The organism is Amycolatopsis sp. FDAARGOS 1241 (assembly GCF_016889705.1).
Lineage (GTDB): Bacteria > Actinomycetota > Actinomycetes > Mycobacteriales > Pseudonocardiaceae > Amycolatopsis.
This window is the reverse complement of sequence record NZ_CP069526.1, coordinates 5,252,550-5,274,883: the sequence shown is the minus strand read 5'-3', so window position 1 is coordinate 5,274,883 and position 22,334 is coordinate 5,252,550. Positions and strand designations below refer to the sequence as shown.

24 protein-coding genes and 1 pseudogene are annotated in these 22,334 nt (G+C 69.2%); 11 read left to right on the top strand and 14 right to left on the bottom strand.

Features of this window, described 5'->3' with window-relative positions:
• Positions 1 to 27: 27 nt before the first annotated feature.
• From I6J71_RS25915 to I6J71_RS25880, 8 genes are all read right to left on the bottom strand, one after another.
• Complete coding sequence (locus I6J71_RS25915; protein ID WP_204089238.1) at positions 28 to 1,065, bottom strand: alcohol dehydrogenase catalytic domain-containing protein; 1,038 nt, start codon at positions 1,063 to 1,065, stop codon at positions 28 to 30.
• Positions 1,066 to 1,092: 27 nt separating this feature from the next.
• The gene (locus tag I6J71_RS25910) at positions 1,093 to 1,686 is read right to left on the bottom strand and encodes a DoxX family membrane protein (protein ID WP_204089237.1); all 594 of its coding nucleotides are present in this window, start codon (positions 1,684 to 1,686) and stop codon (positions 1,093 to 1,095) included.
• Between the two features lie 48 nt (positions 1,687 to 1,734).
• Positions 1,735 to 1,932, bottom strand: coding sequence for a PLD nuclease N-terminal domain-containing protein (locus I6J71_RS25905; protein ID WP_239155436.1), 198 nt, complete (start codon positions 1,930 to 1,932; stop codon positions 1,735 to 1,737).
• Positions 1,933 to 1,998: 66 nt separating this feature from the next.
• Positions 1,999 to 3,015, bottom strand: coding sequence for a type I glyceraldehyde-3-phosphate dehydrogenase (gene gap, locus I6J71_RS25900; RefSeq protein WP_204089235.1), 1,017 nt, complete (start codon positions 3,013 to 3,015; stop codon positions 1,999 to 2,001).
• Positions 3,016 to 3,538: 523 nt separating this feature from the next.
• The gene (locus I6J71_RS25895; protein WP_204089234.1) at positions 3,539 to 4,996 is read right to left on the bottom strand and encodes a wax ester/triacylglycerol synthase family O-acyltransferase; all 1,458 of its coding nucleotides are present in this window, start codon (positions 4,994 to 4,996) and stop codon (positions 3,539 to 3,541) included.
• Between the two features lie 17 nt (positions 4,997 to 5,013).
• Positions 5,014 to 5,526 carry a hypothetical protein gene (locus I6J71_RS25890; protein WP_204089233.1) on the bottom strand — a complete coding sequence of 171 codons (513 nt, stop codon included), beginning with the start codon at positions 5,524 to 5,526 and terminating at the stop codon, positions 5,014 to 5,016.
• A gap of 426 nt (positions 5,527 to 5,952) precedes the next feature.
• On the bottom strand, positions 5,953 to 6,975 hold the full coding sequence (locus I6J71_RS25885) for an NAD(P)H nitroreductase (protein ID WP_204089232.1): 1,023 nt from the start codon (positions 6,973 to 6,975) through the stop codon (positions 5,953 to 5,955).
• 11 nt (positions 6,976 to 6,986) lie between these two features.
• On the bottom strand, positions 6,987 to 8,525 hold the full coding sequence (locus tag I6J71_RS25880; protein ID WP_204089231.1) for an AAA family ATPase: 1,539 nt from the start codon (positions 8,523 to 8,525) through the stop codon (positions 6,987 to 6,989).
• A 365-nt stretch (positions 8,526 to 8,890) separates the two neighbouring features.
• Here I6J71_RS25880 and I6J71_RS25875 point away from each other — a divergent pair, with 365 nt between their 5' ends.
• The 3 genes from I6J71_RS25875 to I6J71_RS25865 all read left to right on the top strand — a co-directional run bounded on the left by I6J71_RS25875 (position 8,891) and on the right by I6J71_RS25865 (position 11,270).
• Positions 8,891 to 9,379, top strand: a complete 489-nt coding sequence (locus I6J71_RS25875; protein WP_204089230.1) for a hypothetical protein — start codon at positions 8,891 to 8,893, stop codon at positions 9,377 to 9,379.
• A 95-nt stretch (positions 9,380 to 9,474) separates the two neighbouring features.
• Positions 9,475 to 10,353, top strand: coding sequence for a universal stress protein (locus I6J71_RS25870; RefSeq protein WP_204089229.1), 879 nt, complete (start codon positions 9,475 to 9,477; stop codon positions 10,351 to 10,353).
• A 500-nt stretch (positions 10,354 to 10,853) separates the two neighbouring features.
• The gene (locus I6J71_RS25865) at positions 10,854 to 11,270 is read left to right on the top strand and encodes a pyridoxamine 5'-phosphate oxidase family protein (protein WP_204089228.1); all 417 of its coding nucleotides are present in this window, start codon (positions 10,854 to 10,856) and stop codon (positions 11,268 to 11,270) included.
• A 571-nt stretch (positions 11,271 to 11,841) separates the two neighbouring features.
• Here the strand turns inward: I6J71_RS25865 and I6J71_RS25860 are convergent.
• The gene (locus tag I6J71_RS25860) at positions 11,842 to 12,252 is read right to left on the bottom strand and encodes a helix-turn-helix transcriptional regulator (protein WP_204089227.1); all 411 of its coding nucleotides are present in this window, start codon (positions 12,250 to 12,252) and stop codon (positions 11,842 to 11,844) included.
• A 114-nt stretch (positions 12,253 to 12,366) separates the two neighbouring features.
• On the opposite strand from I6J71_RS25860, the gene I6J71_RS25855 reads away from it, so the two are divergent.
• The 6 genes and pseudogenes from I6J71_RS25855 to I6J71_RS48850 form a co-directional block, all read left to right on the top strand.
• Positions 12,367 to 13,008, top strand: coding sequence for an arsenate reductase ArsC (locus tag I6J71_RS25855; protein WP_239153909.1), 642 nt, complete (start codon positions 12,367 to 12,369; stop codon positions 13,006 to 13,008).
• 32 nt (positions 13,009 to 13,040) lie between these two features.
• Complete coding sequence (locus I6J71_RS25850; RefSeq protein WP_204089226.1) at positions 13,041 to 13,445, top strand: low molecular weight phosphatase family protein; 405 nt, start codon at positions 13,041 to 13,043, stop codon at positions 13,443 to 13,445.
• Between the two features lie 38 nt (positions 13,446 to 13,483).
• Positions 13,484 to 14,575, top strand: a complete 1,092-nt coding sequence (arsB, locus tag I6J71_RS25845; protein WP_304503239.1) for an ACR3 family arsenite efflux transporter — start codon at positions 13,484 to 13,486, stop codon at positions 14,573 to 14,575.
• Positions 14,576 to 14,589: 14 nt separating this feature from the next.
• The gene (locus I6J71_RS25840; RefSeq protein ID WP_204089225.1) at positions 14,590 to 15,585 is read left to right on the top strand and encodes an FAD/NAD(P)-binding oxidoreductase; all 996 of its coding nucleotides are present in this window, start codon (positions 14,590 to 14,592) and stop codon (positions 15,583 to 15,585) included.
• Positions 15,586 to 15,587: 2 nt separating this feature from the next.
• On the top strand, positions 15,588 to 15,944 hold the full coding sequence (locus tag I6J71_RS25835) for a hypothetical protein (RefSeq protein ID WP_204089224.1): 357 nt from the start codon (positions 15,588 to 15,590) through the stop codon (positions 15,942 to 15,944).
• 157 nt (positions 15,945 to 16,101) lie between these two features.
• Positions 16,102 to 16,185, top strand: a pseudogene (locus I6J71_RS48850) (hypothetical protein); the annotation flags it as partial.
• A 114-nt stretch (positions 16,186 to 16,299) separates the two neighbouring features.
• Here I6J71_RS48850 and I6J71_RS25825 read toward each other — a convergent pair.
• From I6J71_RS25825 to I6J71_RS25815, 3 genes are all read right to left on the bottom strand, one after another.
• Positions 16,300 to 16,596 (bottom strand): STAS domain-containing protein, encoded by a 297-nt coding sequence (locus I6J71_RS25825; RefSeq protein WP_204089223.1) that lies wholly within the window; start codon positions 16,594 to 16,596, stop codon positions 16,300 to 16,302.
• A 28-nt stretch (positions 16,597 to 16,624) separates the two neighbouring features.
• Positions 16,625 to 17,194: an STAS domain-containing protein gene (locus I6J71_RS25820; RefSeq protein ID WP_370541973.1), complete on the bottom strand. Its 570-nt coding sequence runs from the start codon at positions 17,192 to 17,194 to the stop codon at positions 16,625 to 16,627.
• 279 nt (positions 17,195 to 17,473) lie between these two features.
• A complete protein-coding gene (locus I6J71_RS25815) occupies positions 17,474 to 17,734 on the bottom strand; it encodes a hypothetical protein (protein ID WP_204089221.1) in 261 nt (86 codons plus the stop codon).
• Positions 17,735 to 18,492: 758 nt separating this feature from the next.
• Here I6J71_RS25815 and I6J71_RS25810 point away from each other — a divergent pair.
• The gene (locus I6J71_RS25810) at positions 18,493 to 18,831 is read left to right on the top strand and encodes a helix-turn-helix domain-containing protein (protein WP_204089220.1); all 339 of its coding nucleotides are present in this window, start codon (positions 18,493 to 18,495) and stop codon (positions 18,829 to 18,831) included.
• Between the two features lie 150 nt (positions 18,832 to 18,981).
• Here I6J71_RS25810 and I6J71_RS25805 read toward each other — a convergent pair whose 3' ends face one another.
• A complete protein-coding gene (locus I6J71_RS25805) occupies positions 18,982 to 19,560 on the bottom strand; it encodes a TetR/AcrR family transcriptional regulator (protein WP_204089219.1) in 579 nt (192 codons plus the stop codon).
• 90 nt (positions 19,561 to 19,650) lie between these two features.
• Between I6J71_RS25805 and I6J71_RS25800 the strand changes: the two genes are divergently transcribed.
• Positions 19,651 to 20,097, top strand: coding sequence for a DUF1772 domain-containing protein (locus I6J71_RS25800; RefSeq protein WP_204089218.1), 447 nt, complete (start codon positions 19,651 to 19,653; stop codon positions 20,095 to 20,097).
• Between the two features lie 212 nt (positions 20,098 to 20,309).
• Here I6J71_RS25800 and I6J71_RS25795 read toward each other — a convergent pair whose 3' ends face one another.
• Positions 20,310 to 21,191 (bottom strand): DUF1963 domain-containing protein, encoded by an 882-nt coding sequence (locus tag I6J71_RS25795; protein ID WP_204089217.1) that lies wholly within the window; start codon positions 21,189 to 21,191, stop codon positions 20,310 to 20,312.
• Positions 21,192 to 22,334: the final 1,143 nt, after the last annotated feature.

The following is a 22,334-nucleotide window of genomic DNA, read 5'->3' as shown; positions in this document are numbered from 1 at the left end:
GGTGGCCGATCCGCGGCGACACAGTGGTCACTGGCGGAACAGCGCTACCTTCAACGCCTCGCTGTCCTGCGGGTGCGCGAAGACGTCATAGGCTTCGTCCATTTCGGATAGACCGAACCGGTGGGTGACGAACCGGCCCGTGTCGAGGCGACCCGCGGCCAGCATGCGCAACAGCGTCGGGGTGCTCCAGGTGTCGACGAGACCGGTCGTGATGGTGACGTCGCGGATCCACAACTGCTCGAGGTGCAGGGTGGCCGGCTTGCCGTGCACCCCGATGTTCACCACGTGCCCGCCGGTGCGGACGAGCTCCGTGCACAGTTCGAACGTCTCCGGCACACCGACCGCCGCCACGACCACGTCGGCGCCGAGCCCGCCGCTCGCCTCGCGCACGGCCTCGGCCGCTTCCTCCGGCTGGACCGTGACGTCGGCGCCGAAATCCTTCGCCGGGGCCAGCCGGGTCGTTTCCGTGTCCACGACGACGATCGCCGACGGGCTGTAGAGCCTGGAGGTGGTGATCGCGGCCAGGCCGATGGGACCGGCTCCGACGATGACCACCACGTCGCCGGGGCTGACCTGCCCGTTGCGGACACCCACTTCGTACGACGTGGGCAGGATGTCCGCCAGCATCAGCGTGGGTTCGTCGCCGACCGACGGGGGCAGCCGGTAGGTGGAGGTGTCGGCGAACGGGATTCGCGCGAGTTCCGCCTGGACGCCGTCGACGAGGTGTCCGAGGATCCAGCCGCCTCCGCCGAGACACTGACCGTAGGTCCCGCGCCGGCAGTATTCACAGCGGCCGCAGGCGCTGATGCACGAAACGAGCACGCGGTCGCCCGGCCGCACCGTGGTGACGGAGCCACCGGTGCGCAGGACGGTGCCCACGGCCTCGTGGCCGAGGACACGTCCGCGCTCCACCTCCGGCACGTCACCCTTGAGGATGTGCAGGTCGGTACCGCAGATCGTGACCGCGTCGATCCGCACCACCGCGTCGGTGGCGTCGGCGATCTCCGGATCGGGGTGCTCGGTCCACGCTCGCCGGCCCGGACCGTCGTACACGAGAGCTTTCACGGTTTCTCCTCGGTCGCTTGTGGACGTTTAGCGCAGCCACGCCCGGTCGCCGGTCACCGTGGCCCAGCGGCGGCCCAGACCCCAGGTGTCGCCCGCGAGCGTCGCGGCGAGTGCGATGAGGACGAGTGCGTAGATGACGTGGTAGTCGATGATCGGGTGGGTCGAGTGCGTCGCCTCGCCGACGCTGGTGAAGCGCGCGGGTGGCCATTCGGCGGCCCACATGAGCAGGAGCACGACCGTGCCCGTGGTCGCGGCGATCCGCAGGGCCACGCCGGTCACCAGAGCGAGGCCGATGCCGAGCAACCCTGCCATGAAAAGCCAGTCGGCCCACCACGCGCCCGCCCAGGCGTGGAACGTCGAGGCGAGCGGACCCACCTCGACGGTGCCCAGGAAACCTCGCGTGGGTGAGCCGCCGCGGATCCAGGCGCCCGCGGCCGTGGTGGAGTACCCCAGACCGAACAGCTTGTCGGCGAAGGCCCACAGGAACACGAGTCCCATGGCGATCCGGAGCAGAGCGAGTGCGCGGCCGCCGAGGGCTCGGCTCGATGCGCGCCGCTCGGGTTCACGCCGCAGGGGAACCGTGGCGTCGGAACGCTTGTCGTGCTCGGGTGTAATGGACATGATCCCTCCGTTTCGTGGTTCACCCCGAGTGTCGGGTGCGGCGGTGGATCACTCTGGCGCCGAAGGTCCTCGTTCCACGGGTCCTTGGCAGCCGGATCGCAGTCGCCCCCACCGGAAATACGCGAGTGGCCCGGCGAAGTTGACGACGATTATCACCGCCCACACGGTTTTCGGCCCGCGGACTTGATCCGCCCGCCGGTGAGCGAGGTCCCACCACGCCGTCGCGGTCAGAGCGATCTGGATCACTACGGCGCCGGCCACGACCCGACGTTCGGTGGGGGAGAGGCCGGCCCACCTACGGCGGGTCGCGGGTCAGCGCCGGGCGAGTTCACGGCCCACCAGCTCGACGAGCTCGACGGTCCGGCACGCATAGCCCCATTCGTTGTCGTACCAGCCGAACATTTTCGCGGTGTGGCCGTCGGTCTTGGTGAGGCTCGCGTCGAACACGCACGAGGCCGGATCACCCACGATGTCGCGGGACACCAGCGGAGCTTCGGTGTAGCGCACGATTCCCTTGAGATATCCATCCGCGGCCTGCGCGAACGCGCGGTTGACCTCGTCTGGCGTCACGTCCTTCTCCAGTTCCACGGTGAGGTCGGTCAGCGACCCGTCCTCGACCGGTACGCGAATGGCCACGCCGTCGAGCCGTCCGGCCAACGCGGGGATGACGTCGCCGATCGCGCGAGCAGCGCCGGTGCTCGTCGGGATCAGGTTCACCGCGGCCGACCGAGCTCGGCGCAGGTCCCTGTGCGGGCGGTCGAGAAGGGCCTGGTCGCCGGTGTAACTGTGGATCGTGGTCAAGAACCCGCGCCGGACTCCGAACGTTTCGTGCAGCACGCGCACCATGGGGGCGAGGCAGTTGGTCGTGCACGAGGCGTTGGAGATCACCTGGTGTCCGACGGGTTCGTAGGTGCCTTCGTTGACGCCGAGCGCGATCGTCGCGTCCACGCCCTTGCCAGGCGCGGAGATGATGACCTTCCGGGCGCCCGCCGCCAGGTGCGCGGCGGCCGCGTCTCGGGTGCGGAAGTGCCCGGTTGCTTCGAGCACGACGTCCACCGCGAATTCGCCCCACGGCAGGTTCGCCGGTTCGGGTTCGGAGATCGCCTGCAGCACCTGGTCGCCGGCTTCGATAGCCGAATCGATTACCTGCACGGGCACGCGCAGCGGACCGTAGGTGGAGTCGTGCGCGAGCAGGTGAGCGAGGGTGTCCGCGTCGGTGATGTCGTTGACGGCCACCACCTCCACCGGGCTGTCCGGCTGTTCGAGGACGCGGCGCACGAAGTCACGCCCGATCCGGCCGAACCCGTTGATGCCGACTCGCACGGTCATGAGGACTCCTTTGCTGCGATAGCCTGTCCATTCACCCTGCTCCGACGTGGGGCGTGCGGACGAGGGACGTTGGCGGGCTGCCGCGGGGACCTTCGTCCACGCGGAGCCGGAAGTTGCGCTCCAGCGGGAACTCCAATTCCGTACCGGCTCGACCGGAACCGGCCCTGAGCGGCAAGGACACGGACCACCGCCGGGAAAGCCAGGCCATGGCCCGCGCCTCACCAACTCGGAATCTCCGCCCAGGACGAACCGTGGCTGCGGCTCGACCGGAGTGAGAACCGGATGGTGGTCATTCCGTCCTGCAGGCGGCCACTCCCATGGATCCGGCGCGGCTGCGCGCCATCGTCACTGATCGGCTACTAGCCGGTACCCGGTCTACCTGCAGCGCCCGATCGTGCGCCGCAGTGGCCGGTGGTGGGCGACGGACCCGGAATTCGACCTCGACCGGTACCTCGCCGTCGGACGCTGCCCGATCCAGGCAATGGGCGCCGTCCGGTGCCCGGCAGGCGATCATCATGTGCGTTCAGGGACGCGGGTCAGCTCCGCTTCTGTCCCGCCACCGACCGGCGCCTCCTGCCGGATCCGGAGGATCTGGTGTGGTCCTCGCCGAGGAGACCGCAGCGGCCTTGAGCACCGCGACTTCGGCCACGACGGTCTCCGCGAGGAATCGGACATCCGGCACCGTCGCGCGGTCGGCGGTCACGCCGAAGAAGACCCGGTCCCGATAGGTGAGCATCGCGACGCCGGTCCGCAACCGCAGCGCGATCGGGACGTACGGGTAGAGCTCGAGCACCTCGCGGCCGGCCACGCTGAGAGGCTCCGGCGGGCCGGGGACGTTCGTCGTCACGGTCACGATGTTGCGCTGGGGGAGTTTGGCCGCGGCCCGCATGACCCACGCGGAGGCGGCGAACGGTTCGGTTCCGGCGGCGCCGGTGACGAACTCACCGGCGGCCGACTCCTTATTGCCCTTCAGCGTCGTGACCCTCCGGTGCACGCGGAGGAGCCGGTGCACGGGATCGGGCAGATCGACTGGAAGCAGCGGCAGCAGCAGCGACACCCGGTTGTCCACTTCGGATACCGAAGCGCTGTTGCGCACCGAGACCGGAACGAGGCTGCGCACGCTGTCGGGTGCCGGATCTTCGCCGCGGCGCAGGAGCAGCTCACGCAACCCGCCGGTGACCGCGGCGAGCAGAACGTCGTTGACGGTGACGTCGAAGGCTTTCGCCGTGGTGACGATGTCAGCGAGCGCGGCCTGACCGACCGCGTACCCTCGCCGGTGCCCGAGCGGTCCGCTGAGCGAGCTCGGAGCGACGGGCATGAGCGCTGTCGACAGTGCGGCCAGTCCTCGGACGACGTCGGTCGTGCGGCGGGCCAGGGCGCGGGGGTGTAACACGCTGCCGACGAGGTGTCCGATCCCAGTGACGGGACTGCTCACGAGGTCGCCGAGCGCGGAGACGAGCAGCCGCGTCCGGCCGGGATCCGGCACCGGTGCGGCAGGCAACCCCGGCGGTTCCGCCGCTCCGAACAGAACGCGCTGCAGCCCCGTCGCGGAGACGCCGTCGGTGAGGCTGTGGTGGACTTTGGACAGGATTGCCCATCGTCCCTCCGAGAGCCCTTCGATGACCCACAACATCCACAGCGGCCGATCCCGGTCGAGCCGTTCGTCCATCAGCAGCGTGACGAGCTCGCACAGCGCGGCGTCGTCGTGGGGTGAGGGCACCGACAGCCGCGCGAAGTGGTCCTCGGGCCGGAACGCGTCGTCGTCGACCCACACGGGCGGTGCGAGGTCGAACGGCACCCGGCGGATCTTCTGGTGGTAGCGCGGCACCTGCGGGAGCCTCGCGGTAATCGCCGCGACGAACTCATCCTGCGCCGGCGCGGGCCCGGCGGCGATCGCCAGCGAAGCGATCGCGAGCGCCGCGCGTGGATCCTCGTCTTCAATCTCCAGGAAAGCCGCGTCGAGAGGGCTCAACCGTTCCATGGCGACCTCCTTGGTAGTCAGTGCGCGATGTCGACGACGACGTGCCGGATCTGGTTCGTGGCGTCCAGCTGCCGGAACACCCGGAACGGCAGGGCGCTGCGCACTCCGCTGGCCAAGGTGCACTGGCCCTCGAACGGCCAGGCGAAGCGCACCGCGCGCAGAGCGGGCCAGCTCGCCGGCTGCGAAGCCGAATACAAGTAGTCACCGGTCGCGACAGGGGCGCGGATTGCCTGGTGCCCGCTGGCGTCAGTGTCGAGCGCGGGCGCGCGCACGACCTGCAGCACCGCGCCACCCGCGACGGGCAGCGGCTGTCCCGACGGATCAGCAGTGACGAGCGGGACGTACCGTACTGCGTACCCCGCCTCGGCGAGACCGTTGATGTCCAGGACGACTCGGTCGTAGCACTCGTGCCGGCCGACCCGGACGAGGTAGAGCGCGTCGGTCGTCGACCCGGCGACCTCCTCGGCCCCTGTGCCCGGACGTGAGTCGCAGGTCGAGCCGGTGTTGCCGCGTGTGGCTGTGCCGGTCATCGCCGGTGGTGCCGTGGTGTCGGAACCCGTCGTGGTGCCTGGGCTTCTGTCCGTGGCCGGAGCCACCGGGGTGCTACCGCGAGTGCCGGACTCGCAAGCACCGAGCACGAACAGGCCGGCGGCGGCCGCGGCTGCGATCGTACGGCGCATGGCGCCTTCCTCGTTTGCGGTTCAGCGCCCGAGCGCTTCGTGCCGTCATTCGTACTCGTCCTGGTCGATCACTCGGCGGGCGAATCGGTCGCGCAGGATGCTCAGGGCGCGTTCGCCGTCGGATGTGTGCTTCGGCGTCCTCCGGAGCAGCACGGCGGCGGCGACCCCCGGCTGTGGCCGGCACGGCGATGAGCACGACGACCGCGACCAGGGGACCGAGCCAGCCTCCAGCTGTTGCGTAATGCCCGTGGGGCATTGAGTCGGCCTCGTCCCCGGTCAGCGCTGCTGGTACCCGCGTTCGCCCGACAAATCGGTGGCGTCGAGCGTCGTCAGCACGTCTTCGAGGTCGCGGCGCGGGGTCGCGGGCAGCGGATCCGCGTTGGCGGGGGCCCAGCCGAGGCGCAGGATCATCTGCGGGAAGGTGCCGGACGCGACCTTCTCTTCGACCGTACGGCGGACATCGGGCAGCTCGAGCGGCTCGGTCAACGGGCAGGTGGCAAGTCCGAAGCGGGTCGCGGTGAGCAGGGCTGCACTGGTCGCCTCGCCGGCCCGCAGCCGCGACATCCGGTCGTCCGACGCGGTGCTCAGCACCACGAGCACGGTTTCATCCTTGTCACTAGTCGCGCCGGACGCTTCCGGCAGTTTGGGATCCGAGAACGGCCGTGCCGGGAGCGTTCCGGGGCTCGTGTCCATCGCCGGCGTGTTCCAGGACGGCACGCCGTCTGGGGCGGCGTGACGACCGCTCCACGCGGCCAGCTCGACGCGGTAGGCGGGGTCCTCACGATGCTGTCGGGACGCCTCTTCGATCGCGGTGGCAAGGTAGTAGCGCTGGGCGTCTTCGGCTACGCGCAGCACGACACCCTCGTCCGCCACCGCCTGGGCCATCGACTCGAGATAGGTGCGGGGAACCTCCCACGAGCTGTGGCGGCGGCGGTCGGTCCGCCGGCGCGGGATGGCCGCTGCGAGCGCAACTTCGGTGGCCGTCGGCTGGCGGCGGTGGAACTCGATCGAGGCGAGGTGATCGGGTTCGGCGGGATCGGGCAGGCGGTGCACGTCGGCTTGCCAGCCGAGCGCCGCGAAGCCGATGCGCGCGTGGTGTAGAGCGGCGCCGCAGCCGATGAGCAGGTCGCGCCCGTCGGGGTCGGTCTGCGGCAGCTGCCGTGAGGGGTCGGCGAAGAGGTGCAGCGTGCGGTTGCCGACGTTCCAACGCCACGGCTGGGAATTGTGAATCGACGGCGCCCGGATGGCCATGCCCACTGCGGTGCGGACGGTGAAGTCGTCGGGAAGTCCGTGTTCCATGGCCCGCCTGCCTACTCGTGTCGGGAGACCGTCGGCTCGACCGTGCCAGCCGAGTACTCCTCCGGTGGAGAGTCTGAGTTCCCCGGGCCGAAGGACTTTCGCCGGTCCTCGGTGAGCACGGCGAGCGCGAAGGCGAGGCTCTGGGCAGGGCTGCCGGTCGTGTCGACGGCGAAGGAGCCGGGCCAGGGGTCGGTGTCGGCCGCCATCGCCGCGGCGACCTCCGGGCCGGCGTCGGAATACGAGCTCGAGCGGGTGCCGAGGCGTCGTTGCCGCACCGCCTCCGGTGCGCTGCACCGCAAGGCGATCAGCCGGGTACTGGTTCCCGCGGCCACTGCGGCGATCTTCGCCCGCTGATCCGCTGAGATCCAGGACGCGTCGAGCACCACGCTTTCACCCACGGACAGCAGCTCTGCGGACCGCCGGGCGAGTTCGTCGTACGTCCGGGCCGTCCACTCCGGCGCGTAGATCCCGTGCCGATACCCGGCGGGACGGTGTTCGCCGGGGCTGATGCCGGCGAGCTCCTTACGCACCCGATCGCTCTGTAGGAGGCTTGCGCCGAGGGCATCGGCCAGCGCGCCGGCCACTGTGGACTTTCCCGACGCGGGCAGGCCACCGACCAGGACGACCCGGACGTCGCCTGCCTCGAGGTGCTGCCGGGTCCGCTCCGCGTACTCGCGGGCGAGCTCGGCGGCGGTGGGGTCACCCTGTGCGTAGCGGAGACAGGCGACCTTGGCCCGGACGAACGCGCGGTAGGCCAGGTAGTGGTGGCGCAGAGCCGCGGGCGCGGTGTCGCCGGAGAACTCCGCGTACCGCGTCAGCAGCTCGGCCGCGAGCTCCGGCGCACCGAGCCGATCGAGATCCATCGCGAGGAACGCCACGTCGTCGAGGCCGTCCACGTGCCGGAGGTGATCGTCGAACTCCAGGCAGTCCAGCACCCGCGGGCCGTCGTCGAGGCAGAACACGTCGTCCGCGATGAGATCGCCGTGCCCGTCGAGCACGCGGCCCTCCGCGATCCGCCGGCTGAACAGCGGTTCCCGGCCGCCCATGAACTCTTCCACGCGGTGTTCGATTTCGGCGGCGACGGCGGTGTCCACCACCACTCCGTGGAACGGCCGCACCTGGGCGAAGCTCGCTCGCCAGCGCGCCAGGACCGCGTCGCGGGTGCCGTCCGCCTCGATGGCCAGGCTCCGCTCGGCTGCGGCGTGGAAGACGGCGAGCTCACGGGCGAGCGCGCGAACTACCGGCAGGAGCGCCTCACCGCGGCGGACGAGGGCGGACAGCCGGCGTTCGTCCGGCATACGGCGCATCACGACCAGGTAGTCGCGGCCTTCGGGTCCTTCGACGTTCGCGACACCGAGGTAGACGTCGGGGGAGAGCCGTCGGTTCAGTTCGACCTCACGTCGACATACCCGTTCCCGCGTGGCGGGCGAGGTGAAATCGAGGAACCCCAGGTCGACGGGCTTTTTCAGCTTGTACGCACGATCACCCACCAGGAAGACCACCCCGCTGTGCGTTTCCCGGACCGCTGCCCACGGTTTCGTGTCGGCCATGCGGTTCAGCCTCATGCGAGTACGGGCGCGCCGGCAGGGCGTTAGGTCATCGAGGGTGTGGCGTTCGGCCCTGTAGGCGGAGCCCCCGCGTACCGGCCACTTCCGGCAGCATCGCCGGCGCTTTGCGGCGCGCACGCTGGCCCGGCGGAAGCTTTCGGCGATGGTGCCAGGGCGGCGGCTGCGCGGCAATCGACGCGCTTGGCTGCGCGGCGACGTCGTCGCGGGGGCCCGCTACCCAACGCTGGCCGCCCTGCTTGCGCTGCTCGTCGACGACCTGTGTCCGCGAGTTCCGCCGGTTCGCGCGCTTCCGTAACAGCGAGCTCCTGCTCGCCCTGCTGACGACTGCGGGAGTGCCCGGGCGGTGGGTGAGCCACGGCGCGCTCGTCGCGGTCGGACAGTCGATCCTGGAACTCCTGCGACGGACTGCCTGGCCACACGACGGCATCCTCGGCGTCGTGCGGGGTTTGACCGGCATGCACGACGTCGACGACTACACGAAGGCGGTTGTGGAGCCCAGCCTTGTCAAGTACCGCACCGACGTGGCGTTGTGCTTCGCCAACGTGGAGGATTTCCGCCGGCGCGCCCTCGCCGCGGCGTCGAGGAGGCCCCGGACCGGTCGGTGGTTCGTGGTCACACTGAGGCCAACGTCGAACTCGACCTCACCGAGGCCGACGCTGTCGACCAGTTGCGTGAAGAGCTCATCCGGCACGGCATCGTGTTGGCGTTCGAGCGCGGCAAGCAGGACCTGCGCGACGACCTCGAAGCCGCGAGACTGGTGGGGAAGGTGGGGGAAGCGCCCGACGCTGCCGACGGCCGTGGGCGACTGCCGGAACTGGCTCGCGGCGCCGGGCTGACGTTGGTCCCGGGCCGAGGGGACGAACGGCTGCAGAGGAGCAGGCCCGGCCGAGCCTACGTTCGTGCTTCGCATCGTGGGACGGGAGGGCGCATCATGACCGCACCGGGAAAGTCACCCGTCGTCGTGGCCGTGGATGGCTCGGAGACCGCGACGGCGGCAGCGGTGTGGGCAGTGGGGGAAGCAGCGCGGCAGCACGCTCCGCTGCTCTTGCTCACCGCTTACGGGTTCGACGACACCTGGTTCGGCAGCACGGCGGACATGCCGTCGGACTGGATAGCCGTCAAGCGCGCGGAGGCGGAAGCATTGCTGCGCCGGACGTGTGAGACGCTCGAAGCCGTCGTGCCTGGGCTGCCCGTCTGGACCGAGGCGACCGACCGAGGCCGAGTGCCCGCCCTGCTCATGGTGTCGGAACGCGCGAGGGTCCTCGTTCTCGGCGAACCGATCGGCCCGCTGCTCGGCCTGTTCAGCGGCTCTCCCGGGCTCGATCTGGCCGCGAAGGCGCACTGCCCGGTGGTCGTCGTCCGCGGCCGGGAAACCGTCGACGGCCCGGTCGTCGTCGGCGTCGACGCCAGCCCGCTCAGCGACGCGGCGATCGGGTGGGCCTTCGAGGAGGCCTCGTTGCGCAACACCCGCCTCCTCGCCCTCCACACCTGGCACGACGGCGACCTCTCCCACACCGGTGTCGGCAGCGGCATGTTCCAGTTCGAAAGCCTCCAGGAGACCGGCCACCGCTTGCTGGCCCAGCGCCTCGCCGGCTGGCAGGAGAAGTACCCCGACGTCTACGTCGAACGCCAAGTCGAACACGACAAGCCACGCCACCGGCTGCTCGCGTTGAGCCACAACGCCCAATTGCTCGTCGTCGGCTGCCGCGGCCGCGGCGGCTTCGCCGGGCTTGTGCTCGGGTCGACGAGCCAGGCCTTGCTGCACCACGCGAGCTGCCCGGTCCTGGTGGTGCGTTCGGGGGAGTGCTGATCATGAGCCCACCGGTCTGGCGATGCGGGCTGCCATCCGGACGTTCCCGAACCGCCGTAGCGGAACGGCTGAGCCGGGACAGGACGAAATGGGCCGGTGGTGAATCCTTCGCCTGTGCACACCTGAACCGCGCTCAAGGGGTGACCGACGTTCTTCCTGGTTCATGTGGTGGTGCGCGGCGAGCGGGCGGGGACGAATGTCCCCACCTGGCAAGCGCGTACGTGCGCCTTCAGCTCCGACGGACGCCTTGCGCCCAGCGACCAAGCCGACCTCCGATCGGCGCCGGATGACCCAGGAGCCTGTGGCACAGCGGCTCACGCCACTCCCGTTCGCATGGTCGCGGCCGCCTGCTGTTGCGTCGACGGCTTGGACACCGCCGCAGCAAGCCCGACACCGGCCGACTGTCCCGAGAGTCGAGGACTTCTTGCCCTGATCCCGCTGTATGCCGCCGGGCACGCTCAACGGTGAACCTGCTGTTCCGCCGACCACCGGGATCGACGATGACCGAGTTGCGCCCCTTGACCCCACGGGAATGCATCGACCTGCTGTCGACCCAGCCGGTGGGCAGGCTGGTGTTTTCCGAGAACGCGGTGCCCGCCATCCGACCGGTCAACTTCCTGGTGCACGAGGGAAACATCATCGTCCGGTGCAGCCGCACCGGGTCGATCGCCAAGCTCGTCGACGAAGTGGTCGCGTTCGAGGTCGACAGCATCGACCCCGTCAACCGCACCGGATGGAGTGTTGTCGTACTCGGCAAGGCGAACTCGATCACCGAAATCGACGAGCTGGTGACGCTGGCCGAACCCCGCCACCGGCCATGGCCCGGTGGAGAACGCTCACACTTCCTGCGGATCCCGATGGAAACCATCAACGGACGAACCTTTCACGTGCCGGACGCCCGACCCACTCAGCCCTGACGTACGTGCACGGAATCGCTCGCCCGCTGGTGGCGAGCTCGTCCACGTGCTCATCGTCGATGCTGTCGACAGGTCGGCGCGTTCTGCTCGTGTCCTTGGTGGCCTCGCCGGGGCGGCGTAGCGTCGTCCACAGTGGCCAACCGCGATGGCGGGAGGTCTCTCGTGAAGCAGGAAACGTCGGCCTGGGAGGTTGACCGGGCGAGCACGGAGCTAATGCATGCCGAACCCGAAGGCGAGGCGTTTGTTCGGGGTGCGCGAGACGTCGAAAGGTGAACACGTCCTCGTCGTAGTCGGGCGAGGGGTCGGCGAGCAGTAGCGAGTCGCCATCGGCGATCGTGACGCCGTGCAGCTCGCAGGTTGCGGTGGCGTGCGTGAACGCCCAGTATCACGGCGGCCTGACGCGACGTCGAGCGAGTGTTGGAACTACATGAGGGCCAATCGATCCCGGTTCGAGTTCCTTCGACCGCCTTGTCCAGCAGGGAACAAGCGGCTGCATGACCGGCCTGGCTCCGAATGCGGTCCCCAGGTTCTCGAGGGCGCCGCAGTTGCATGGATCAGACCCTGCGCGTGGTCAGCAGCGGCCGGCGCGCTCCGGATCGTCCACGGGTGCGATGCGGTCGACGAGGGGCCCGCCGTCGTGCAGGAGGGCTTGAAGGGTTTCCAGCGGCTCGGGGACGAGGCTGTACCAGCTCCAGGTGCCTCGGCGTTCGCGGGTGAGGAGGCCGGCGGAGACGAGGACGCGCAGGTGGTGGCTGAGGGTGGGCTGGGGCATATCGAACTCTTCGGCGAGGTCGCAGAAGCAGGCTTCGCCGCCGGGTGAGTGGCGGATGAGGGACACGAGCCGGATGCGGAGCGGGTCGGCGAGGGCCTTGAAGAGTTTCCCGGCGTCGGCGGCGTCGGTGTCGGTGACGACGGCGGCCGGTTCGGCCAACAGGAGGGTGACGGGGACGGGGGTCCGGGTGGACTGGTGCTTGGCCGTCATGCGCCCTCCCGTCGTGTCGTGCGTGTCTCCCATCTGACCATACGCGCTGGATTGACAAAGGTCGATCCAATCGCGTTCACTTGGATCGAGGTAAGTCAATCCAAGGAGAGCGTCATGGTGCAGCCGGTTCGCGGCCTGCCCGCGCACGAGGCGGACAAGCAGGTCGAGCGGATCGTGGACGAGCTGGCCGACCGGTTCCGCGGAACGTTCGCGCGGGAGATGGTGGCGCGGTTCGTGCACGAGTCGTACCCGCTTCTTCAGGACACGGCGACGGTGCAGGCGCACCTGCCGACGTTGACGGCCCGTTTCGCCCGGGAGCGGCTGCTGGATCGGGGGCGGGCGTCGGGGCTGGTCAAGGTCGAGGTGCCGCAGGTGCTGTTCGTGTGCGTGCACAACGCGGGCCGGTCGCAGATGGCGGCGGCGTTGCTGGATCACCACGCGTTCGGGCGGGTGTCGGTGCGTTCGGCCGGGTCGCGGCCGTCGCGGGGGATCCCGGAGGTCGTCACTGAGGCGATGGCGGAGCTGGACATCGCGCTGACGTGCGCGTATCCGAAGCCGCTGACCGATGAGGTGGTCCGCGCCGCCGACGTGGTGGTGACGATGGGCTGCGGCGACGCCTGCCCGATCTACCCGGGCCGGCGCTACCTGGACTGGGACGTGCCGGATCCGGACGGGCAGCCGTTGGCGGTGGTGCGCCAGATCCGCGACGAGCTGGACGCGCGGGTGCGCGGGTTGTTCGGCGAACTGTCCTCCTGATCGTTTCCCCTTGCTCTGAAAGGAAAACTGCTGTGTCCCGAGTTCCCGAAGTCCTGTTCGTGTGCGTGCACAACGCTGGTCGTTCGCAGATGGCCGCGGCGCTGCTGGCGCACCACGGCATGGGGCGCGTCGCGGTCCGCTCGGCGGGCTCGGAGCCGGGAGACAAGGTGAACCCGGCCGCGGCCGAGGTGCTGGCGGAGTGGGGGCTGGACATCACCGCGGAGGTGCCCAGCAAGCTCTCGACCGGGGACGTCGAGGCCTCCGACGTCGTGATCACCATGGGCTGCGGGGACACGTGCCCGGTGTTCCCGGGCAAACGCTACTTGGACTGGGACCTGGAAGACCCGGCCGGCAAGGGCGTGGACGTGGTGCGCCCGATCCGCGACGAGATCGACCGCCGCGTCCGTGGCCTGCTGGCCGAGCTGCTCGACGCCTGACCCCCTTTCACCGTCACGACTTCCGGAGGCCTGGCCCTGTGACCCAGACTGCTGATGACCGAACGACCCCGCTCGAAGCCGACGTGCTGCACCGGCTGTCCTTTCTGGACCGGTTCCTGCCGGTGTGGATCATCGCCGCGATGGTGGTGGGGCTGCTGCTGGGCAGCGTGATTCCTGGGCTGCAGAGCGTGCTGGACGCGGTGAAGATCGGGCAGGTGTCACTGCCGATCGCGCTCGGGCTGCTGCTGATGATGTACCCGGTGCTGGCGAAGGTCCGTTACGACCGGCTCGACACCGTCACGCGCGACACCCGCACGATGGTGCTGTCGCTGGTGCTGAACTGGCTGGTCGGCCCGGCGCTGATGTTCGCGCTGGCGTGGCTGCTGCTGCCGGATCTGCCCGAGTACCGCACCGGGCTGATCATCGTCGGCCTGGCCCGCTGCATCGCCATGGTGATCATCTGGAACGACCTCGCCTGCGGCGACCGCGAAGCCGCCGCGGTGCTGGTGGCACTGAACTCGGTGTTCCAGGTGATCATGTTCGGGGTGCTGGGCTGGTTCTACCTGGACGTCCTGCCCGGCTGGCTCGGCCTGCAAAGCCAGAGCATCAGCTTCTCCCCGTGGGAAATCGCGCTGTCGGTGGTGATCTTCCTCGGCATCCCGCTGGTGGCCGGCTACCTCTCGCGCCGCATCGGCGAACGCAGCAAAGGCCGGGACTGGTACGAGGGGAAGTTCCTGCCCAAGGTGGGGCCGATCGCCCTCTACGGGCTGCTGTTCACCATCGTCATGCTCTTCGCGCTGCAGGGCGACAACATCACCTCCCGGCCATTGGACGTCGCTCGGATCGCGCTGCCGCTGCTGGCGTACTTCGCGATCATGTGGGGCGGTGGCTACCTGCTGGGCAAGGCCTCGGGCTTGTCGTACTCGCGCACCACGACCCTCGCGTTCACCGCCGCGGGCAACAACTTCGAACTCGCCATCGCCGTGGCCATCGGCGTGTTCGGGGTGACCTCCGGGCAAGCGCTGGCCGGCGTCGTCGGCCCGCTGATCGAAGTCCCGGTGCTGGTCGCGCTGGTGTACGTCAGCCTCTGGTTGCGCCGGCGCTGGCGTGACCGCACTCCGGCGAACTGAGGGAGACGACGAGGATGACCCGGCTGCTCGTGATCGGCGGCAGCGATGCCGGGATCAGCGCGGGCCTGCGCGCGCACGAACTCGACCCGACCGTCCGCCCGACCCTGGTGGTGGCCGAGGCCTACCCGAACTTCTCCATCTGCGGCATCCCCTACCACCTCTCCGGCGACGTGCCCGACTGGCCAGCCCTCGCGCACCGGACCCGCGCCGATCTGAAGACCGCAGGCCTGGACCTGCTGCTGAACACGCGCGCGACCCGGATTGATCCCTTCGCGCGCAGCGTGACCGTGGTCGACGGCGACGGTCCCCGCGAGCTGGGCTACGACCAGCTGATCATCGGCACCGGCGCGGTCCCGCTCCGGCCGCGGATCGAGGGGCTCGACGAGCTCGGCCCGCACGAGGGGGTGCACCTGCTGCACACCATGGGCGACACGTTCGCCCTGGCCGCCTCCCTCGACCGGAGCCCGGCCACGGTCGTGGTCGTCGGGGCCGGCTACATCGGGCTGGAGATGGTCGAGGCGCTGCGTGCCCGGGGAATCGCGGTCACGCTGGTGGAAATGATGCGCGAGGTACTGTCCACTGTGGATCCCGAGCTGCGTGCGCTGGTGCGGGCGCAGCTGCAGGCGCACGACGTGGACGTGCGCACCGCCACGGCCGTGCACCGCATCGAACGCCGGCAGGGTGGTGTGCAGGTGGTGGGCAGCGACGGGTTCGCCCGCACCGCCGACGTGGCGCTGATCGTGGCCGGTGTCCGCCCGGACACCGCACTGGCCGAGACCGCCGGGGTCAAACTCGGCACCCACGGGGCGATCGCCGTCGACCGCGGGATGCGCACCAGCGTCGAGGGCATCTACGCCGCCGGCGACTGCGTGCACACCTACCACCGGCTGCTCGGCACGGACACCTATCTGCCACTGGGCACCACGGCGCACAAACAGGGCCGCGTGGCCGGGAAAACGCGCTCGGCTTCTTCCGCCGCTACGCGGGGTCGCTGGGCACGCAGGTGCTGAAGGTGTTCGACCTGGCCATCGCCCGCACCGGCCTGCGCGACCGCGACGCCGTCGGTTTCCGCCCGGTCACCGTCGCGTCGGTCGCCGACGACCACAAGGCCAACTACCCGGGCGCCCACCCCATCCACCTGCGCGTCACCGGCGACGCGCAGACCGGCCGGCTGCTCGGCGCGCAGCTCGTCGGCCACCGCGAATCGGCCGTGCACAAACGCGTCGACGTCTTCGCCACCGCGATCCACCACGGCATGGCCGTGGCCGACGTCGAAGACCTCGACCTGTCCTACACCCCGCCGCTGGGCAGCCCGTACGACGCGGTCCAGGTCGCCACCCACGACTGGGCGCAGCAGCACGGCACCTGACCTCGTGCCATGATCACCTCATGCCGGACCCGACGCCACCGATCGGTGAGCGCCGCTGACACAGGCACCGCTGGCGGCCGAGGACGCCACCGACCTGGCGACGGCGTTCAAAGCCCTCGGCGACCCGGTCCGGCTGCGGCTGATCTCGCTGCTGTGCATGGCCGGTGAGGCGCCCAGCGTGGGGGATCTGAGCGCGGCGTTCGAGCTGGCCAGGCCGACGATCTCACATGACCTCAAGGTGCTGCGCGAGGCCGGTTTGATCACCGGTGAGCATTCCGGCACGTCGATCCATCACCGGGCCTGCGGCGCGGTCCTGGTGACGCGGATATGCACGACGCGGCCTCGGGGCCGTCATTCAGGCCGGGGCGGTCAGGGCTTCCTGGGTGGTGTCGAAGTAGTCGAATTGCGGGTCCAGATCCAGCATCTGCAGGGTCCGGCGGATGGGCCGGGCGGCCACGACCCGCACGCAGGTGCGCTCGCCGGCAGTGAGCACGGCATCCATGAGGACGCCGATCGCCACGGAGGAGAAGAACACGGTCCCGGTCAGGTCCATGACCAGCACCGGCGGCGCCTCGGCCAGGACACCATGGACCGCCTCGCGCAGCGCGGGGCTGGTGATCGCGTCAAACTCCCCACGGGCGACGATCACCACCCCGCCACTGGTATGTCGAAGGGCCACCTCACCCACGGGCGGGCCGGTGCCGACGGTATATCCGTGGGCACTTCTGTGGTTGGCAGGCTGCATCTATTCCATCCTCTCCCGCCACCACCCGAGTGTGCAGCGCCGCTACGTCGGACACGGCACCACGGAAGGCACCGACCGTGGCGCTGCGGGTGACGCGCAACCAGACATCGCCGGTGTCAGAAGGAACCCGAAGGGTCACGGCGGCAGGCAGAGCCTCCACGACGGTGAAAAAGCGGAACAGCGGCTCCATGCCCACCCACTGCAGGCTACGACGGATGCGGCGCGGCACGACCAGTCGCAGAGAAACCTCGCCAGCCGACCGGTCGCGTGCGTCGATCAGACAGGCGAGTGCAACCGCAGAGAAGAACGCGACACCGCTCAGGTCCAGCACCAGCACGGCCGGCGGCGCGACAAAGGCCTGCTCCAGCGCCTTCTGCCGCGTCGAACGGTGAGCACATCGAACTCGCCACGCACGGCGAGCACCACCGACGCGCCCAGCGACTGCACCTGCACGTCCACGGTCGGGATGACCGAGCCGGCAACGCCTGCCGCCGTCCCAGCCCACGCCACGTGGGGGGTGTTCGGTGACGCGTCGTGCAAGCACGTCGATCCTGGTCCACGCCGCCAACCACGATTTCCGGCTCGAATCGCCTCAGCTCGCCCAGCTCCCGCCGCCGCACCGTCGATGTCCCGTCGGCGTGCGCAGACCGCGACCTGTGCTGAGGGGTTTGGGGAGCGCTTTCGGCGGCTGCCTGCAGGGCTACTGGCAGGCTGGGTGCGGTGAGGATCTCCTGGCCGACCTTTCGGTAGCAGGCCGAAAACAACGGGCAGCCTGGTCCGGTAGTCAGGCGCCGAGGCGGCGGTAGATGCGGCTGGCCAGGGAGGCGGCCAGCTGGTTCAACTCACCCAGCGGCTCCAGCTGCGCGAACTGCCCGAGCAGCTCCGCTGCCGTGTAGGCCTCGGCCTCCGACAGCACCGTCACCCATTGCTCCCGCCGTCCCCGCTCCATCAGCCGGGTGAGGGCCTGGGTGTACTCGCCCAGATCCCGCGCTCCACCCAAACCGTACCGATCACCGAGCGGGTGCTGCGTGCCCTCGTCACTCATGGTCTGTGTGCCCTCTCGCCCCGCCATCCGTCCGACCCGCCCCAGAAAATCTATGGCGACGGGAGTAGACATTCAACGGTGAGGGCATGTAATGTTCTCCACGTACGAGAGAGACAACGTCAAGCGGACGCGGGAGATAACGTAACTGCCCGTGAGGTGAGACAGGACGGTCAGGCAGGACGGAGCCACTCAAGAAACAGGTTCCGGCTGGGGACCGGGAGCAGTACCCGGGACCGGGTTGTGAAGAGGTGTGACCAGGTAGTACCGGTCTCGGAGTGGTAGTGCAGGACATGGGCGGAGCGTGTGCGCCCGTGAAGATCAGCAGTATCAGCAGTTGTTGTGTGTAAGTGCAGTTGCAGGACCGGTCAGGTGGCCGGAGCCGATCAGTGAACGGGGCTTCGGGCAGTGACCAGCGGCGTCAGCGTGCTGGGACCGATCAGTGGAAGGGTCCCCGCGATGGCGTTCGCAGCAGGTGAAGTAGCAGTACCGAGTAAGTGGAAAACACCGGAAAGAAGGGAACGGGAACATCATTGGATCGCCCGCAGCGGCCGGGTAGTGCCGCGCGGGTGCCGCAGTTCCATCGAGTTCGGAGGTGGTGCTCGGTTACACGTGAGCGATCCCCGCGGGGTCCGGCTTTCCGCCGGCCGCGGGTGCAACACGCCGGCGGTCACGTCGGTTGGCAATGGTGAAAACCCAAACCCTTGAGGACCCCGGGTGCCGCATGCGGCACCCGGGGTCCTTTGTGATGTGGAGGTGGAATGACCCCTGAGCAAGACCGACCGGCCACGCGCAGCGGGGCCGGCAAGTTCGACGACGAGCACTACCCCGGCTACACGATGGGCCGGGCCGCCGACATGCTCGGCGTCACCCAAGGCTTCCTGCGCAGCCTCGACGAGGCCGGCCTGATCACCCCGCAACGCTCCGCCGGCGGGCATCGTCGCTATTCCCGCTACCAGCTGCGCCTGGCCACCCGCGTCCGGGAACTGGTCGACCAGGGCACCGCCATCGACGCCGCCTGCCGCATCATCACCCTCGAAGACCAGCTCCACGAAGCCCAGCGCCTCAACCAGTCTCAGCACCGCAACACCATCGACTGACCGAACCGCCGAGTAGTAGACGCCCGGGGTGCAGCTCGGATCGGGCAGCGGCAAGAACGACCGCGAACAGGTCGCGGGCCAGCCCGACACGTTCGGGTGCGAGGTGGCGGGTACCGGGGACGTCGGCTGTGTGCCCGCCGGGGCGGTGGGTCAGAGTACGGGGAGCCGGTCCGCCAGCAGCTCGACCCTCCGCTCGGCGTCCCCCGGTGGTAGCCGTCCCGCGCGGGTCAGGGTGACCAGGCCGTGGAGGGATGCCCAGAACAGTTCGGTGAACAGTCCCGGGTGGACGCCGTTGCCGGCGACGTCTTCGAGGGTTTCCAGCAGGGCGGCGAAGGCGTCCTTCAGTGGCTCCGGGGTGTCCTGTTTCGCGAACGTCAGGCCGCCGTCGAGCTGGAATATGGCGTCGTAGACGGCCGGGTTGCGCTCGGCGAAGCCGAGGTAGGCGCGGGCGAGGGCGGTGACCCGGGTGCGCGGGTCGTCCGTGGCGGCAGTCGCGGCCCGCAGTGCCGTGGCCATCTCGGCGGCACCCTCGAGGGCGACGGCGCCGATGATCTCGCGCTTGCCGCGGAAATGGCTGTAGAGGACCGGCTGGCTGTACTCGATGCGCTCGGCGAGCAGGCGGGTGGTGACTGCGTCCCAGCCCTGCTGCTCGGCGAGTTCGCGGGCCGTCGCCACGATGAGGCGCTCGCGGTCCGCCCGTTCGCGCTGTTTCCGTTCCTGTACCGACATGACTCGATTCTAGCACTGCTAGACAACCGAGCGACATTAGTATTAGCGTTGCCTCAACGTCTAGCAACACTAGATTTCGGGAAGGTCGCCATGCTCGGTGCACTCGAGGTCGTCACCATCGTGGTCGTCGGGGTGATGGTGGGGGTGGAGTTCTCCGTCGCCTTCGTCATGAACCGGATCTTCAGTGGACTCCCCGACGACAGCAACCAGGCCGCCCGCTCCCACGGGGGCCGAATGCTCGGCGCGCTCATGCCGTTCTGGTATGTCGGCTCGCTCGTCCTGAGCGCGGTCTGGGCCATCGCCGGATGGCATCAGCCCGGCGCCGGCCTCGTCGTCATCGCCGCCGCGCTGCTGATCGTGAGCGTGGTCATGTCGCTGCTGCTGCTCGTCCCGATCAACAACCGTGGCAAGACGTGGACCCCCGAGAGCCGTCCCACCGACTGGAAGGAGCAGATGAACCACTGGGACCGCTTCCACTACGTCCGCGTCGCCGTCATCATCGGCGCCTTCGCCCTGCTGGCCGCTGCCCTCGGCTGAACCCGCGGGCCCTGGCCGACCTGCGCGATACCGCGCACGCGCAGTGCCGGGCTGGTCAGCCACACCTGGGGTGCCGGCGCCACACCGTTGACCGGACTAAGGCAGGACATCGCCGGGGAGCTGGGCGGCGCCTTCGCCCGGTGAGTTCGAGACGTCGAACGTTCGTCTCCTCGAGGTCGTCGGAGCCCCGCGTTGGCCTGCCGAGTTACCGCTCAGGTGCAGTCCCAGTAATACCGGACGGACGAGAGGTCGCCTCGGGCGACGGCTGCCGGGTCCCCGAACAGGTGGGCGATGCCCTGGACACCCCAGTCGGGAGCGATGTCCTGGTCAAGGGTGATCAGGACTTGGCCGGCGGGGTCGCCGATCGGCGGAAAGTTGGGGGAGTTTCCACGGGGGTCTTCGTGCGTGACATAGGCGCTGCCGCCCAGCGAACTGCCCTGGACGAAGTCGTCGCGGAACGGGCTCTCGCGGCCGAGCAGGTCGATCCATCCGTTCCCGGCAAGGACACCTGGATCATCACTTGGTGCGCCGCCGAGCCGCGCCAAGTCCATGACGAGCTGCTCGAGGTCGCCGTCCAACGTGAACTCGGCGAGTTGCGGCAGGGCGCGTCCGACTTGGAAGTTCAGACGTCGTGCGTCGCTCGTGCTCAGCGGTGTCAAGAGGTTGTCTTCGTCGCGCAGTCGGTGCCACGGCGTCGGCGCCTGTGGCCCCTCGATCGGTGCGGCGCTGGTGTCGGGGTACCTGCGGACGTCGAACCCTTCCAATCCCTTCGACGCGCCGGTGGTGAATCCGAGCATGTGGTCGTTGGCGCCGATGAACCATTGCAGCAACCCGCTGGTCGGGAACCCGGGCAGCGGGCCGACCTCGGCGAAGTTGATCTGGATGAGGAACAGCATCGGCAGGTCGTGGTACTGCCGCCACGACGCACCCTCGGGAAGGTACGGGTGACTGCCCACGAATGAGCCGGTGATCGCGGCGGGATGATCATCGTCGACGCGGATGGCTGCGCTGGGGATGGAGATCCGCTCAAGCAACGGCCGCAACTCGTCGATCAACTGCTGGCGATGTCCTTCGTCTCCCCCTGAAAGGTCCACCTCGCGGACGCTACCGTGTGCGAGGTCTACATGAGGGGCGGACGCGCGCGGCGCTGCGTGGACGGAAGGCGCCTACTCGGCGAGCTTCGACGTGCGAACTCCTGAGGTCTCCGGTTCGCCCCGGTGACGATTGCGGAAGAAGCGTCCGGGGCCGGCCGGCACCAGGGACACGCGATCGAGCGGCATTGGTGCGTGGGGAATCCAGTCAGCGTGGGCGATCACGCCGCAGCCTTCGAGGCCCGGGCACTCGGTGTTACGGATACAGCCCTTCAGCCGGCACGGCCGGCGCGCCCGCCGGATTTCACCGAGTGCACAGCGGCGGGCGCCACCGGTGCTGTGCACCTTCCACGCCTGCCGCGACGGGATCGCGTGGCGGCGGGGTACGCGCGGCGGGATGCGATGCTGGCTCGTGACTCAATCGCCTGGCCACCACGAAGTATCACCGCGAAACCAATCTCACGAAGAAGTCTGTGTGGCGTTGGGAACGTGGCACCACCGAGAAGCCGAAGGGCTTCTTTCTCCAGCTGCTGGCCGGCTTCTTCGGCGTCGCAATCGCCGGTCTGCGGTTCGTCCGCCCGCACCCGGTAATCTCCTGCGCCCCCGCAGGCGACAAATCTCCACCGTCCGGTGTTCTCTTGATCCAGGCCCCATGGACAGCGCGTCGGGCCGGGTGGATTCGGCCGCAAATCGTGCACGAGCAGTCCTCATCACGAGGATGCGAAGCAGACGAACCGTAGACGTTGAAGGTCCGTGGTAATGCGGAACTCCAGTACCGTGTCGCGCATAGCATGGAACCGGCGTCCGAACTTCGTCTTGATCGCGCTCCGCGAACGCCGTGGATTGTCGCAGTAAGATCTCGCCGGAGAAAGGTCGTGTGCGACCGAGTGTCCAGGTGTCGGACATGATTGCGGTCGTTGCGGGCCCGATGCCGAGGGTGCAGCCGCCGGACTCAACCACCGGTGGTCCTGGCAGCGGCTGGTCTATACCTCCCGAACTTTTCGTTCATCCCAAGCATACAAGCCGGCCCCTTCGCCCAGCTGAGCCGCGGACTCGGAGCCAAAATCGCCCGGGACCTGCGGCGTCCTGGCGGGGCGGTGAAACCGCGTGGCCTTCCAGGAGCCACCCACTGGGTTGCGGCAGCAC